The organism is Ectothiorhodospira sp. BSL-9 (genome assembly GCF_001632845.1).
In the GTDB taxonomy this organism is placed as follows: domain Bacteria; phylum Pseudomonadota; class Gammaproteobacteria; order Ectothiorhodospirales; family Ectothiorhodospiraceae; genus Ectothiorhodospira.
This window is the reverse complement of record NZ_CP011994.1, coordinates 2,586,112-2,600,448: the sequence shown is the minus strand read 5'-3', so window position 1 is coordinate 2,600,448 and position 14,337 is coordinate 2,586,112. Positions and strand designations below refer to the sequence as shown.

17 protein-coding genes are annotated in these 14,337 nt (G+C 62.5%); 4 read left to right on the top strand and 13 right to left on the bottom strand.

The window, feature by feature from the left end; all coding sequences use genetic code 11:
* Nucleotide 1: 1 nt before the first annotated feature.
* The 9 genes from ECTOBSL9_RS12065 to rpoE all read right to left on the bottom strand — a co-directional run bounded on the left by ECTOBSL9_RS12065 (nt 2) and on the right by rpoE (nt 7,716).
* On the bottom strand, nt 2–373 hold the full coding sequence (locus ECTOBSL9_RS12065) for a DUF4845 domain-containing protein (protein WP_063466182.1): 372 nt from the start codon (nt 371–373) through the stop codon (nt 2–4).
* 91 nt (nt 374–464) lie between these two features.
* Nucleotides 465–1,289, bottom strand: coding sequence for a signal peptidase I (lepB, locus tag ECTOBSL9_RS12060; RefSeq protein ID WP_063465255.1), 825 nt, complete (start codon nt 1,287–1,289; stop codon nt 465–467).
* A gap of 15 nt (nt 1,290–1,304) precedes the next feature.
* Nucleotides 1,305–3,131: a translation elongation factor 4 gene (lepA, locus tag ECTOBSL9_RS12055; protein ID WP_063465254.1), complete on the bottom strand. Its 1,827-nt coding sequence runs from the start codon at nt 3,129–3,131 to the stop codon at nt 1,305–1,307.
* 134 nt (nt 3,132–3,265) lie between these two features.
* On the bottom strand, nt 3,266–3,508 hold the full coding sequence (locus ECTOBSL9_RS12050; RefSeq protein WP_063465253.1) for a glutaredoxin family protein: 243 nt from the start codon (nt 3,506–3,508) through the stop codon (nt 3,266–3,268).
* A gap of 4 nt (nt 3,509–3,512) precedes the next feature.
* Nucleotides 3,513–4,967 (bottom strand): DegQ family serine endoprotease, encoded by a 1,455-nt coding sequence (locus tag ECTOBSL9_RS12045; RefSeq protein WP_063466181.1) that lies wholly within the window; start codon nt 4,965–4,967, stop codon nt 3,513–3,515.
* 55 nt (nt 4,968–5,022) lie between these two features.
* The gene (locus tag ECTOBSL9_RS12040; RefSeq protein WP_063465252.1) at nt 5,023–5,499 is read right to left on the bottom strand and encodes a SoxR reducing system RseC family protein; all 477 of its coding nucleotides are present in this window, start codon (nt 5,497–5,499) and stop codon (nt 5,023–5,025) included.
* Entirely contained in the window at nt 5,496–6,485 is a 990-nt protein-coding gene (locus ECTOBSL9_RS12035) for a MucB/RseB C-terminal domain-containing protein (protein ID WP_063465251.1), read from the bottom strand. Before ECTOBSL9_RS12035 ends, ECTOBSL9_RS12040 begins: the two co-directional genes overlap by 4 nt.
* Before the next feature lie 4 nt (nt 6,486–6,489).
* Nucleotides 6,490–7,116, bottom strand: a complete 627-nt coding sequence (locus ECTOBSL9_RS12030) for a sigma-E factor negative regulatory protein (RefSeq protein ID WP_063465250.1) — start codon at nt 7,114–7,116, stop codon at nt 6,490–6,492.
* A gap of 24 nt (nt 7,117–7,140) precedes the next feature.
* Nucleotides 7,141–7,716: an RNA polymerase sigma factor RpoE gene (gene rpoE / locus ECTOBSL9_RS12025; protein WP_063465249.1), complete on the bottom strand. Its 576-nt coding sequence runs from the start codon at nt 7,714–7,716 to the stop codon at nt 7,141–7,143.
* Between the two features lie 354 nt (nt 7,717–8,070).
* Between rpoE and nadB the strand changes: the two genes are divergently transcribed.
* Together nadB and ECTOBSL9_RS12015 are read left to right on the top strand one after the other, a co-directional pair.
* Nucleotides 8,071–9,720: an L-aspartate oxidase gene (gene nadB / locus ECTOBSL9_RS12020; RefSeq protein ID WP_063465248.1), complete on the top strand. Its 1,650-nt coding sequence runs from the start codon at nt 8,071–8,073 to the stop codon at nt 9,718–9,720.
* Nucleotides 9,713–10,573 (top strand): sulfurtransferase, encoded by an 861-nt coding sequence (locus tag ECTOBSL9_RS12015; protein WP_240480970.1) that lies wholly within the window; start codon nt 9,713–9,715, stop codon nt 10,571–10,573. The genes nadB and ECTOBSL9_RS12015 overlap by 8 nt, the downstream gene beginning before the upstream one ends.
* Before the next feature lie 6 nt (nt 10,574–10,579).
* On the opposite strand, the gene orn is transcribed toward ECTOBSL9_RS12015, so the two are convergent.
* Nucleotides 10,580–11,125 carry an oligoribonuclease gene (gene orn, locus ECTOBSL9_RS12010; RefSeq protein ID WP_063465247.1) on the bottom strand — a complete coding sequence of 182 codons (546 nt, stop codon included), beginning with the start codon at nt 11,123–11,125 and terminating at the stop codon, nt 10,580–10,582.
* Between the two features lie 96 nt (nt 11,126–11,221).
* On the opposite strand from orn, the gene ECTOBSL9_RS12005 reads away from it, so the two are divergent.
* Both ECTOBSL9_RS12005 and rsgA read left to right on the top strand, forming a co-directional pair.
* A complete protein-coding gene (locus ECTOBSL9_RS12005) occupies nt 11,222–11,563 on the top strand; it encodes a 4a-hydroxytetrahydrobiopterin dehydratase (protein ID WP_063466179.1) in 342 nt (113 codons plus the stop codon).
* A 19-nt stretch (nt 11,564–11,582) separates the two neighbouring features.
* Nucleotides 11,583–12,461 (top strand): ribosome small subunit-dependent GTPase A, encoded by an 879-nt coding sequence (gene rsgA / locus ECTOBSL9_RS12000; protein WP_063465246.1) that lies wholly within the window; start codon nt 11,583–11,585, stop codon nt 12,459–12,461.
* Between the two features lie 21 nt (nt 12,462–12,482).
* On the opposite strand, the gene ECTOBSL9_RS11995 is transcribed toward rsgA, so the two are convergent.
* From ECTOBSL9_RS11995 to recR, 3 genes are read right to left on the bottom strand one after another with little or no spacing between them, the layout of a single operon-like run.
* Entirely contained in the window at nt 12,483–13,325 is an 843-nt protein-coding gene (locus tag ECTOBSL9_RS11995) for a hypothetical protein (RefSeq protein WP_156500117.1), read from the bottom strand.
* A gap of 22 nt (nt 13,326–13,347) precedes the next feature.
* Nucleotides 13,348–13,692 carry a histidine triad nucleotide-binding protein gene (locus tag ECTOBSL9_RS11990; protein ID WP_063465244.1) on the bottom strand — a complete coding sequence of 115 codons (345 nt, stop codon included), beginning with the start codon at nt 13,690–13,692 and terminating at the stop codon, nt 13,348–13,350.
* A 41-nt stretch (nt 13,693–13,733) separates the two neighbouring features.
* Entirely contained in the window at nt 13,734–14,330 is a 597-nt protein-coding gene (gene recR / locus ECTOBSL9_RS11985; RefSeq protein WP_063465243.1) for a recombination mediator RecR, read from the bottom strand.
* Between the last annotated feature and the right edge of the window lie 7 nt (nt 14,331–14,337).

The window sequence follows — 14,337 nt, the reverse complement described above, 5'->3', positions numbered from 1 at the left end:
CTCAATCTGCCAGTGGGTACGACCGGTCGAAACTCACCACCGCGTCCACATTGGCAATCATGGGGGTGCGCACCTCGTACTGGACCCGCAGGACCTGCCCGCCCCCCTGCTGTTCCACAGTGACATGGTCGCGCTGCACGTTATCCACTGAGTTGATCTGAAAGCGGCGGTTCACATCGGTCCACAACTGACGGGCGTTCTTGTTGGCGGCACCTGGTTCGCTGGCCACATCCTTGACGATGGATGTTGCGTTCCAGTACTCCATGTAAACCGGGAACAGCCGCAGTCCCACGGTTCCCAGCATCACGAGGATACCGATGATCAGAAGCAGCGGGATGAACCCGGCGCCGGATTGCGAATGCAAGGTCTTCATGTTCTGAGCCCCCAATAGAGACGAATAGTCAGGGGCTCAGTATAACCCCTGACGCGAATCACCGGCGCCACAGGCAGCGCCAGCGGTCGCCCTACTGGATACGCGTGCCCAGTCGGCTGAAATCCATCTCCCGGGCGCCGTGGTCCCAGTGCATCCAGATGAACAGGGCCCGGCCCACCAGGTTCTCCTCAGGCACAAACCCCCAGAAGCGGCTGTCGTTACTGTTGTCCCGATTGTCGCCCAGGGCAAAATAATGACCTTCGGGCACCACCACCTCACCTTCAGCGGATTGCCGATCCGGCCATGCCAGCACCTGATGGGAGACCTCGTTGATACGTTCTTCCATCAACTGGGCACCGGTCATGACCGCCCCCGAGCCCTGCCCCTCGTAACTGCCCAGCACTTCCTGAGGCACGGGTTCCCCATTGATGTACAGACGCTTGTCGTAGAAACCCACGCGATCCCCCGGCACACCCACAATGCGTTTGATGTAGTCCTCCCGGGGGTTCGCCGGGTATCGGAAAACCGCCACGTCGCCACGCTGGGGCTGGCCGGTATCGATGATCCGGGTTCGCACCACCGGTAGCCGGATGCCGTAGCTGGATTTGCTCACCAGGATGAAATCACCCACGAGCAGGGTGGGCATCATGGAGCCGGAGGGAATGCGGAAGGGTTCCGCCACAAAGGCGCGCAGCACCAGCACAATGAGCAGTACCGGCAAGAACGCCTTGGCATAGTCCACATACCAGGGCTCCTGAGCCTTGGCCGCGGCCTTTGCCACCCGTTTGCCCTGCCCGGGATTCGCCTCCTGCACCGCAGCCATGCGTGACTTGCGCCACCAGATCACATCGGCCAGCCACACCAGACCGGTAACCAGAGTGCCCAGTACCAGAATCAATTCCAGGTCAAATGTCATGGTCCCTGTCTCCCATCAGTCCTTGTTGTCCACTTGAAGCACTGCCAGGAAGGCCTCCTGGGGTACCTCGACGCGGCCGATGTTCTTCATGCGCTTTTTCCCGGCCTTCTGCTTTTCCAGCAGCTTGCGCTTGCGGCTGGCGTCGCCGCCGTAGCATTTGGCGGTCACGTTCTTGCGCAGGGCCTTCACGGAGGAGCGGGCGATGATCTTGGAGCCGATGGCGGCCTGGATGGCCACCTCGAACATCTGCCGGGGGATCAACTTGGCCATGCGCTCGGTGAGATCCCGGCCCCGGGTCTGGGCCTGATCCCTGTGGGTAATGATGGAAAGGGCATCCACGCGCTCGCCGTTGATGAGCACATCCACCTTCACCAGGGGGGCCGCCTCGAAGTTCTTCAGCTCGTAGTCAAAGGAGGCATAGCCGCGGCTGACCGACTTGAGCCGGTCGAAGAAGTCCAGCACCACCTCCGACATGGGCATGTCGTAGCCCAGAGACACCTGCTTGCCCAGATACTGCATGCGGGTCTGCACACCCCGCTTTTCCACGCACAGGGTGATCACTGCGCCCACATAGTCCTGTGGCAGCAGGATGTTGGCGCTGATGATGGGTTCGCGGATCTCGGCCAGCTCATTGCTCGGCGGCAACTGCGAGGGATTGTGGATGGTCTTCACCTCGCCGCTGGTGGTTTCCACCTCATAGATCACGGTGGGCGCGGTGGTGATCAGATCCAGATCGTACTCCCGCTCCAGGCGTTCCTGGACGATTTCCATATGGAGCATGCCCAGGAAACCACAGCGAAAACCAAAGCCCAGGGCCTGGGAGGTCTCGGGTTCATAGTGCAGCGAGGCGTCATTGAGGCGAAGCTTGTCCAGGGCATCGCGCAGATCATTGAAATCATCGGCGCTGACCGGGAAGATGCCCGCAAAGACCCGGGGCTGAACCTCCTTGAAACCCGGCAACGGGGAGTCGGCGGGATGATCGGCGCTGGTCAGGGTATCCCCCACCTTGGCACCGGTGATGTCCTTGATGGTGGCGATGACAAAACCCACCTGCCCCACGCCCAGCACATCGCAAGGCGTGGGCTTGGGATTGAATACGCCCACCTTGTCCACCAGGTGATTGCGCCCTGTGGACATGGCCATGATCTTCTGTTTGGGCCGGATACTCCCCTGCTTGACACGCACCAGGGCCACCACGCCCATGTAGTTGTCAAACCAGGAATCGATGATCAGGGCCTTCAGGGGCCCGTCAGGACTTCCCTGGGGTGGTGGAATCCGGGCCACCAGGGCTTCCAGCAGGTCGGACACACCCTCGCCCGTCTTGGCACTCACCCGCACGGCATTCTGTGCCTCGATGCCGATGATCTCCTCGATCTCGTGGGCCACGCGTTCGGGCTCGGCGGCGGGCAGATCGATCTTGTTGAGCACCGGAACCACTTCCAGTTCCTGATCAATCGCGGTGTAGCAGTTGGCCACGCTCTGCGCCTCAACGCCCTGGGATGCATCCACCACCAGCAGGGCCCCCTCGCAGGCATACAGGGATCGGGAAACCTCGTAGGAGAAGTCCACGTGCCCGGGGGTGTCGATGAAGTTGAGTTGATATTCCAGGCCATCCCGGGCTGTGTAGAACAGCGAGACACTCTGCGCCTTGATGGTGATGCCCCGTTCCCGCTCCAGATCCATGGAGTCCAGAACCTGTTCCGCCATTTCCCGCTGGGTCAGCCCGCCACATTCCTGAATGAAACGATCGGCCAGGGTGGATTTGCCGTGGTCGATGTGGGCAATGATGGAGAAATTCCGTATGCGCTGTTGTTTGTCGTCGATCGGGGGACTACTGCTCATGGGCGATGCTCAAAATGATGCGCACCCGTCCGCGCCCCAGAATCCTGGGCCCGTGGCGGGTGCAGCCAGATGGGTTGCGCGCATTGTACAGACTCGGCCCAGGCAGGAACAGCGAGGGGGCGACCGGGAACGCCTCAGTCGGGCTCCAGGGCCCGCTCCAGCCCCGGCACATCCAGGAAATGGCAGCAGAGGATTTCATCCTCCACTGCCAGCACCGGCACCTTGACGTTGAAGCGCTCCTTCAAGTCGGGATCCTCGTCGATATCCACCGGCTGGACGTGAAAATCCAGCCGGTGTTGCAACGAACGGAGCTCATCAAACATGCGATCGCAGAGATGACACCCCTCGCGATGATAAACGGTCACCCGAGCTGTCATTGCCTCACTCGGGCACGTCCAGCGGCATCCAGATCGGGCCCTGACTGCGCTGCACCAGAACCCGGGCAGAACGCCCCGCGGGCAGATCCTCAAGCACCTTGGACATCTGCTCCGGGGACTCCAGGGCGTGGCTGTTGATCATCAGCAACACGTCCCCGGAGCGGATACCCGCCCGCTGTGCGGCTCCCTGAGCCACGTCTTTCACCAGCACGCCGCCTTCCGGCAGGTCCAGACGCTCGCGGATGTCATCGGGCACAGGCCCCACATCCATCCCGAACATTTCCATGGCGGCAGACGGGGGCTCTGCGGGGGCCTGCGTGTGTGCCCGAGCCCGATCATCATCTTCCGGGAGCTTGGCGATCTTCACCGACAGGCTCTTGGGCTCGCCATCACGCAGTATGTCCACTTCGGCGGTCTCGCCGATGGAGAAACGTCCCACCATGGGGGGCAACGCGGAGGAACGGGGAACTTCCTCACCATCAAAGCCCACGATCACGTCCCCGCTCTTGAGACCGGCCGCCTCGGCGGGGCTGTCGGGCAATACCCGGGCCACCAGGGCGCCCATGGGGCGATCCATATCGAAGGAGTCGGCCAGATCGCGGGTGACTTCCTGGATCATCACGCCCAGCCAGCCCCGGCTGACGCGTCCGGTTTCGCGAAGCTGATCCACCACATCCATGGCCACTTCAATGGGAATGGCGAACGAGAGGCCCATGAAGCCCCCCGTGCGGCTGTAGATCTGGGAGTTGATGCCTACCACCTCTCCATCCAGATTGAACAGCGGTCCGCCGGAGTTACCCGGGTTGATGGCCACGTCGGTCTGGAGGAACGGCACGTAGTTCTCCGTGGGCAGGCTGCGGCCCTTGGCACTGATGATGCCGGCCGTCACCGAGTGATCGAATCCGAAAGGAGAGCCGATGGCCAGCACCCACTCACCCACCTTGAGATCCTTGGAGTCACCAAGCTTGAGGGTGGGCAGGTCGGTGGCGTCAATGCGCAGCAGCGCGACATCGGTACGGGGGTCGGAGCCCACCAATTCGGCCTCGAAGGTACGCCGGTCACTCAGACGGACCTCAATCTGGTCGGCCTCCTTCACCACATGATGGTTGGTCACCACATAGCCGTCGTCCGAGATGATGAACCCCGACCCCAGGGACCGGGAGTCGAATTCGCGCCGGGGCGCGCCCTGCCCCTCTTCGCCGAAGAAGCGACGCAGCAGATCGCCAAAGGGCCCGTCCTGGGGCATTCCATCGGGCAACTCGATCGGGGGGTGCCCCCGACCCATTCGGCTCTCTACGGTGCGCGAGGTACTGATGTTCACAACGGCAGGGCTGTTGGCTTCTGCCAGGGGCACGAAGTCCGGGAGGCTTCTGGATTGTGCAGCCCCGGCCACCGGAAACATCAGTGCCAGGGCCAGAAGCAAGGAGAAAAACAGTTTGTAACGAGTGCTCGGTATCATGAACATGCGCTCGCAGGTCGGTCCGTGGATTGAATGTCGGATGGGGCTTGTCACGTCAGGGGGCCAGCACACCCTCCACGGGCGTCACCGGTGGACCCAGGCGGCGGACCACCACTGGCTGGAAACGGGGGTCGCGACGAATCCGTCGCGTGTACAAGGCCACCAGGCCCAGGCCACCACCCAGTCCCAAGAGACCGGCGAACACCACTGGAAGTTCACCGGCACCGGACCATAGCCCCTGAGCCGCCAGCGCGGCCAGCAGCATCGTGATCAGGGGCAGGATGTAGACCGCCAGGGACCCCCGCACCAGGGCGGACTCCTCGATGCCCACCATCACCTCCTCGCCCAGCTTGACACCCAGCGGGTCGATGACACGCACCTGGGTGCGCTTGGCACTGAAAAGCTTGGCGATCACGCTGGTGCCACAACCGCTGGACACGGCACAGGAGCCGCAAGCGGTCTTGCGCTGGGTGTCCACCCAGGCAAACCCCGGCTCATCCACGGCAATCACGCGGGCGTTTTCTTCTATCACGGGCTTTCCTCGTGGACGACGGATTCGGCAATCAGGCGCACAGTCGCTGCCGGCACCTCCCCCAGCACGGTGATCTGATAGTCCCCCACCGGCCGCGCGGCCGCATGCAGGGCACCAGAACGGGTTACACCGACCAACAGATCCTCGGGGCGCTCTGCACGGGCAATGAATACCGACACCGTGGCCATGCCATCAGAGAGCACCATGTGCTGCACTGGGTGGGGATTGGCGTCCATGGCTCGCTTGCGCACCGCGGTGACACCAAAGCCTCGGGGCAGATCGCGCAGGTGCCAGTGGGGATCGGGCTCCATGACTTCCCGCTCGGGGCGATCCCTTTTTTCCAAGCGCTGTACGGTGAAGTCCTCCCCCTCCATGGCCGGTTCGAAGCGTTCCTCGTCGACCGACTCGGGGAATTCGATATGGGTGAACATGAACTGCTCAAGCACCGTCCCATCATGGCCCTGGAGTTGGGCCTTGAGGAGCATGCCCGAGTCTTCATGGATGCACAGGCGATGGCCGTAGCGCAACTCATCCCTGGGCAGGATGGCCACCTCGCGACAGGAGAGCCCCGCAATCCTGTATGACGCGCCCACATCCACGCGATAGTTGTCCCGCAGGCCCTCCGTACCACCTCGCAGAGGGCTCATTCCAGGCATGCCCATCAGCGTTTTGCGCGGCTCCATGCACACCGAGGCGCTGTCCGCCCGAATGCAGGTAATGGAGTGATCATCCTTGATGACCTCGCGGGGTTCACCGCTGAGGGCCATCAGACGTTCGCGGGAGCCATGCTCGTCCCGACCATGCAGGATATGCATGGTCTCCATGCGGTTTTCCTGAGAGAAGACGAAAATCCCCTCATAATTCAACTGATCCACAGCACGGACCATCTTTGCGACCAGGTCATCGGCTCTCGTGTCCGAGGCAGCGGCCACCGCCGAGGCGAGCAATGCGGCCATCGCCAGACAGGCTGGGAGCCGACGCGTCATCGGATCATTCACCCGAGGCGCCGTGACCCGCGTTTCGCGTCTGGGGAAACACCCCGGCCCCCACCGTCGACTCCGTATGATTAATCAGGTAGCTGTTGAAACGGGCGTCACCCATATCGATGCGTAGCGCCCGATGACCACCGATCTCCACTGGGGAGTGCTGAACCTGGGTACTGCGGGTATCCGAGGGGAATACGGACTGATAGCGCGGCTGCTGACCCTGCCCGAACTGCACCGAACGCAGGTCGGACTCGCTGCCCGCCATCGCCGGTTCAGCGGACCCTGGATCACTGGCATCGCCGGTGAAGTTCTGTACGCCCACCAGCACTGCCACGGCCACGGCGGCTGCCATGCCCATGCCAGCCACGGGTTTCAGCATCCGACCGTGCCTCGCCCAGGGGGAAACGGTGGGCGCGGGCTCTTCCTCGATGGCCTGCATTATCCGGTCGCTGAAGCCCGCAGGGGCGCACAGGGTATTTCCACGCATGACGTCCCCGATGAGGTGATACCGTCCCCATTGGGACAGGTCCTCAGGGTTTTTCTCCATCTCGTCCACCAGCCGGCGGAGCTCGAATGCATCGGCCTCGTCATCGACCAGTGCAGAGAGTCTTTCCTCTTTAGTGGCTGTCATGTGACTTCTCGCTTATGTAGAGCTTTAATCCAGCAAAGGCCGCAAGGTTCGGTCAATCGCCTCCCGGGCCCTGAAAATTCGGGATCGCACCGTGCCGATGGGGCAACCCATGGTCTGAGCGATCTCTTCGTAACTCATGCCTTCCAGTTCACGAAGCGTGATGGCGATTCTCAGGTCTTCCGGAAGACCGCCGATGGCTTCCTGAACGGCCATGCGTATCTCATCGGACATCATTTCCCCTTCCGGGGTTGCATATTCCTTGAGAGCCGATTCGCCGCCCATCTGCTCGGCATCCTGGGCATCCACCTCGTAGTCCGGTGTTCTGCGGCTTTGTGACACCAGATAATTCTTCGCGGTGTTGATCGCGATCCGGTACAACCACGTGTAAAAAGCGCTTTCTCCACGGAAATTGGCCAGGCCCCGATAGGCCTTGATAAAGGCTTCCTGGGCCACGTCCAGCGCCGTGGAGGGGTCATGCACGTAGCGCGAGACCAGATTGACGATCTTGTGCTGGTACTTGAGCACCAGCACGTCGAAAGCCTTCTTGTCCCCGGCCTGAACACGCCTGACCAATTCCTCATCGGTAACTTTATTGCCCATGCGGGCACTCCCCCTCTGAGGGCACCTCCTGTACCCTAACTGCGATGGACATGAAAACCCTCTTTAAGTTCTGGCAAATGGGATAAACACTTCCCCATCTGCAGGTCTTTTCCCGCAAATGCTTGGCATAGGTCAATTTTTGAGCCCGCCCCCCGGCACGTGTGACAGCGCGAAAAACTGTGACAAAATAACCCATATAACAACATAGCCTCAAGCAAGGCCCGTCCTGGGAGGTGCCCCGAGACCAAGGCCCGGGTCCTGACGGACCCGGGCGCTCCCAGGACAACCGGAAGTGCCCCATGGCACCCCAGACGGATCGATCGAGGCTGACATCTTACGCGAGGCTGTAAACCCATGCAGGAAGATACCCAGGCGCCTGAGCGCCAGTCAGCGGATGTCCTGATCATTGGCAGTGGCGCCGCCGGCCTGAGCCTGGCGTTGCACCTGGCCTCGGAGCGCCGGGTGGCGGTACTGAGCAAGGGTCCGATCACCGAGGGCAGTACCCTCTACGCCCAGGGTGGCGTATCGGCGGTGCTCGATCGCAAGGATTCCATCGACGCCCACGTGCGCGACACTCTGGGCGCAGGCGCTGGCCTGTGTGATGAGGAGGCGGTGCGCCACACGGTGGAGAACGGGCCCCAAAGCATCCAGTGGCTGCTGGATCTGGGCGTACCCTTCACGCGCGAACCCACCGAGGATGGCCGGGTGCAGTTGCATCTGACCCGTGAGGGAGGGCACAGCCATCGCCGTGTGGTCCACGCCGCCGATGCCACGGGTCAGGCCATCGAATCCACCCTGGTGGAACAGGTCCGACGTCACGACAATATCCAGCTGTTCGAACATCACATCGCCGTCGACCTGATCAACAGCGCCAAGCTCGGCCTGCCCGGCGAGCGCTGCCTTGGGGCTTACGTACTGGACCTGGATCGCCAGCAGGTCGAGATCTTCGACGCCTCGGCCGTGGTACTGGCCACGGGCGGTGCCAGCAAGGTGTATCTCTACAGCAGTAACCCGGACGGGTCCACGGGCGATGGCATCGCCATGGCGTGGCGGGCCGGCTGCCGGGTGGCCAACATGGAGTTCATGCAGTTCCATCCCACCTGCCTTTTCCATCCCAAGGCCAAGTCCTTCCTCATCTCGGAGGCGGTACGCGGCGAAGGCGGGCGCCTGCTGCTGCCCAGTGGCGAGCCTTTCATGCATGATTTCGACCCCCGCGGCGAGCTGGCCCCGAGAGACATCGTCGCCCGGGCCATCGACCATGAAATGAAGCGCCTGGGGGCCGATTGCCTGTTCCTGGACATCTCCCACAAGCCGGCCGACTTCATCAAGGCGCATTTCCCCACCATCTACAAGCGTTGCCTGGAGTACGGCTTCGACATGACCCGCGACCCGCTGCCCGTGGTGCCCGCTGCCCATTACACCTGCGGCGGAGTGGTCACCGACCTCAGCGCCCGTACAGACCTGGATGGGCTGTATGCCATCGGCGAAGTGGCCTATACCGGCCTTCACGGGGCCAACCGCATGGCCAGCAACTCGCTGCTGGAATGCCTGGTATTCGCCCGCTCAGCCGCACAACACATTCTCGAGCACACCGATCACGTCACCCGTGACGCCCAGATCCCCCCTTGGGACGAGAGCCGGGTCACCGATTCCGACGAGGAGGTGGTGGTTTCCCACAACTGGGATGAATTGCGCCGTTTCATGTGGGACTACGTGGGCATCGTGCGTTCCAGCAAGCGCCTGCAACGGGCCCTGCGCCGCATCGAGTTACTCCAGGGGGAAATCCACGAGTATTACAGCAATTTCCGGGTGAGCAACGACCTGATCGAATTGCGTAACCTGGCCGTGGTGGCAGAGATCATCATCCGCAGTGCGCTCTCCCGGCAGGAGAGCCGGGGCCTGCACTACACCATCGATTATCCCGACACCGACCCGGCACTGGATGGCATCCCCACCCTGCTGGCTCCGGGAACCACCCCGGGCAGGACGTCGCCCCATGCGTGATCTTCTTGAGGAATCCATCATGCCCACGGAGACCCCCTTGATCGAGACACCCTTGCTTATCGACGCGCGCGCTCTGGAGGCCCGACTTCAGGACACCACCCTCAGGATCATTGATGTGAGCGAGGCAGACCATTATGCCCAGGGGCACCTTCCTGCCGCAGTGCACCTGGATTACCCTCGCCTGCTGCGGGACGAACCGCCGGCCATGGGCATGATCCCCGAACCCGATGATCTGACGCAACTCTTCCGGGAACTGGGCATTCATCCCGGCAGCCACGTGGTGGCCTATGATGACGAGGGAGGTGGCAAGGCCTCACGCCTGCTGTGGACCCTGGCGGTGGTGGGGCACGAGCGGTTGTCATTGCTGGACGGGGGGCTGGAGGGCTGGCGCCGGGAGAACATGCCGGTGACCACCCAGGAACCCAGCATTGATCAGGGCGATTACCCGATAGGGGCGTTTAACGAGTCACAGGTGGCAGACCGGGACTGGATCCTGGCGCACCTGCAAGACCCCCGGGTGGCATTTCTGGATGCCCGCAGCCCTGAGGAATTTGATGGCAGTGATGTCCGCGCCCAACGTGGTGGGCACATCCCCGGGGCCATTTTGTACGAATGGACTCAGGCCATGGATGCGAAACAGGATCTTCGACTACGTCCGGAGAGGACGCTGCTACAGGAGTTGGGCACCCAGGGCATCACCCGCGACAAGGAAATCGTCACCTACTGCCACACCCATCACCGCTCCGCCTACACCTGGCTGGTGCTCAAGCACCTGGGCTTCGAGAAGGTTCGTGGCTACCCCGGAAGCTGGTCCGACTGGGGCAACTGCCCGGATACCCCCATCGAACCCTGAGCCGGGTTACACCTTGAGCAGGTGCTCCCGGTAATGGCGCAGCTCGGTGATGGAGTCGCGAATATCCTGCAGGGCCTGGTGCGTGGCATCCTTGGAGAGGGAATTGAGCACCTCGGGTGCCCAGCGCCGCGCCAGTTCCTTGAGCGTACTCACATCCAGGTTGCGGTAATGGAAGAATGCTTCCAGGTCGGGCATGCAGCGGTATAGAAAGCGCCGGTCCTGGCAGATGGTGTTGCCGCACATGGGTGATGTGCGTGCCGGCACGTAATCCTTCAGGAAACGCAGGGTGGCCTGCTCGGCATCCACCTCGTTGTACATGCTGCTCCGCACCCGCTGAAGGAGTCCGGAGCGGCTGTGCGTGCTGTGATTCCAGTCGTCCAGACCGCCGAGGATTTCCTCGTTCTGGTGGATGGCGATGACCGGTCCTTCGGCCAGGATGTTGAGATTCTTGTCCGTGACGATGGTGGCAATCTCGATGATGTAGTCAGACTGGGGGTCCAGACCGGTCATCTCAAGGTCAATCCAGACCAGGTTATCCGGGTGAGGGCTCATGGGGTTCCTTTTTTGTTCGAACGTGACGTCTGTGGCACAGTCTACACCGTAGACACGCGCATTTTCGAGGCGGCCCCCGCCGCCCTGGGAGGTTGCATGAACGAGTCACTGAGCCAGAAACAGTGCGTACCCTGCGAAGGTGGGGTCGCCCCTCTTGACGAGAAAGCGGCCAAGGGCATGATGGAGAAGCTCGCCAGCGATTGGCAGCTGTCCGACGACGCCGGGAAATTGAGCCGCACGGTGCGCTTTCGCAATTACCATGAAACCATGGCGTTTGTGAATGCCGTGGCCTGGATCGCCCATCAGCAGGATCATCATCCGGACATGGCCGTGAGTTACAATCAATGCCAGGTGGATTTCTCCACCCATGCCATTGGCGGCCTGTCGGAGAACGACTTCATCTGTGCCGCCAAGGTGGATCAGTTGCTGCACACATAGACAACCCACGGAACACGCAATGACCCAATCCATGGCCGGCCGGGTGGTCACCCGCTTCGGATCACAGGTATTAGTGGAAGACGACCAGGGAGTGGTCCACCGCTGCACCACCCGCCGACGCCTGGAGCACGGCGTGTGCAATGATCGGGTGCAGTGGCATCGGGATGCCCAGGGGCACGCCGTGGTCACCGACATCCTGCCACGCACCAACCTGCTGGAGCGGGTGGACCCTCGCGGCAACCCCAAGAGCGTGGCGGCCAACCTGAGTCAGGTGGTGGTGGTCATTGCCCCGGCCCCAGAACCCAACTGGTCGCTGGTGGATCGTTATCTGGCGGCCATTGAGCGCATGCCCGCCCGGGGCGTGATCCTCTTCAACAAGGTGGACCTGTTGCCCGCGGGGGCTCCGTTGCCCTCACCCCTGACCGAGTATCGGGACCTGGGTTACGAAGTCATACACGCCAGCGTCCCCCACAATCAGGGCATGGACACACTCCGGGCTGCACTGTCTTCGGGAGTGAGTGTGCTGGTGGGTCAGTCGGGGGTGGGCAAGTCGTCGCTGGTCAAGGCCCTGCTGCCGGACCTGGAGATCCGCATCGGCGCCCTCTCCGAGATGGGGGGCGAAGGTGGGCGGCACACCACGACCAATGCCACGCTGTATCCCCTGGAATGTGGCGGCGCCCTGATCGACTCCCCTGGTGTCCGTGACTTCACGCCCGGGCCTGCCTCCCGGGAGGCACTGGTGCAGGGCTTCGTAGAGCTTCGCGAACGGGCGGGGGAATGCCGCTTTCAGGATTGCAGCCACACGGTGGAGCCGGGTTGTGCGGTGCTGGAGGCGGTGAAGGCCGGGCACATCAGCCCGCGGCGATATGAAAGCTACCGGAACCTGCTACCGGGGTAAAACAGCCGGTGGGCCCGATGCCTAGAAATTCACACCCATCTCGATACCGAAGATCTCCACATTGCTCTGGGTGGAGCCAGTGCCACAATCAAGGCAATCCAGCCCCGATGCGTCAAGGCCGCCTCCCCCCAGACCCGGGGACGACAGCCGATACCGGTCGTAATAGAAGTCCAGGCGGAACTCGTTGCCCCCCAGCAGGAAGAGGTTGCTGAAGTTCACAAAACTCCCGGAGTGGTACTGGGACACGTGTGCCGGATCCTGACCAAACATCAGGGACGTCAGATCCAGTTCGTCATCCAGGTCCAGGGGGTATTTCAGGCCCATATGCAGACGCCCACGCCATTGTTCCGTTTCGAAGACCGGGCCTGCCCCGATGCGGGTGTAGAAAACGGGGTGCAGTTCATCCTCAAAGCCACCGACCCGGCCGGCATTCCGCACCCCCCGGTCCCAGGCCTGGCGAACCCGGTCATAGCCCACGCCCAGCACCAGATCGTAGCGCACCCGGTCGGCCACATAGCCCAACTGGTACCCGCCCACGGCCTCGATACCAGTCCCCGTCATGCGCCCCCTGGGTGCCGGGACACGATCGGCCTGCCGCCGCAAGTCATAATCCAGGCTCTCGCGGAACAGACGCCCGTCCAGGGCCCTCAGGTGTCCGTTACCCTGGGTGAGGAAATTCTCCCAATACGGCCCCACGGTGAAGCGCGGCCCTACCTCAGACTCGCCCCCCCAGACACTGGAGACATCCCACTGAGACAGGCTGACACCAGGAGAGAGCGCCGGATGCAGTGCCTCGTCCGCACTCACGCCTGCTGCGCACGACAGCACCGCGCCCAGGCATAGAGTTGAGAGAGACTTGTTCATTCCAGCGATCCTCAGTGAATGGTCAGCCCGGAGGCCACTCCATCTGGCGCCCACCCAGCACGTGCAGATGAATATGGTAGACGGACTGTCCACCGTCTGCATTGCAGTTCATCACGGTTCGGTAGCCATCCTCGGCGATCCCCTCCTGCTGTGCCACGCGAGTGGCCACCCACTGCAACCGGGCCAGGACGGCATGATCTTCCTCGGTCAGGTCGTTGAGGGTGGCAATATGCTTGCGCGGTATCACCAGCACATGCACCGGGGCCTTTGGGTTGAGGTCACGAAAGGCCACAACCAGGTCGTCCTCATACACCTTGTCGGCAGGGATGGTGCCTTCGGCAATCTTGCAAAAAATACAATCGGTCATGCATTCCCCATCACGGTTTCAGGCGGATAGCGTGTTCGCATTCAGTATTCCCGGCGCCCGTCGAAGGCATGAGACAAGGTGCCACGGTCCACATATTCCAGCTCGCCCCCCAGGGGAATCCCATGGGCGATACGGGTGGTACGGATACCCCGGGACCGGGCCATCTCACTGATATAGTGGGCTGTCACCTCGCCCTCCACGGTGGTGCCCATGGCCAGGATCAGTTCGGTAACCTCCCCTGCTCCCAGTCGCGCCTCCAGCTGATCCAGCCCCAGTTCCTCGGGGCCCACGCCATCCAGGGGAGACAACTGCCCCAGCAGGACATGATACTGGCCGCGAAAGCCGGTGGCCTGCTCGATGGCGAGCACATCCGCAGGCGCCTCCACCACACACATCACCTGCCGGTCGCGCCCCGAATCGGCACACAGATGACAGACCTCATGCTCGGTGAGGGTGCGGCACACCCGACAGTGGCCGATGCGTTCCACGGCCTCGCGCAGCACGGCCGCCAGGCGCAAAGCCCCCTCGCGATCCCGCTCCAGCACATGCAATGCCATGCGCTGGGCGGATTTCGGGCCTACGCCGGGGAGGCATCTCAGGCCCTCCACCAGGCGCTCCAGCAAAGAGGTTTCGGCCACGAAGGGC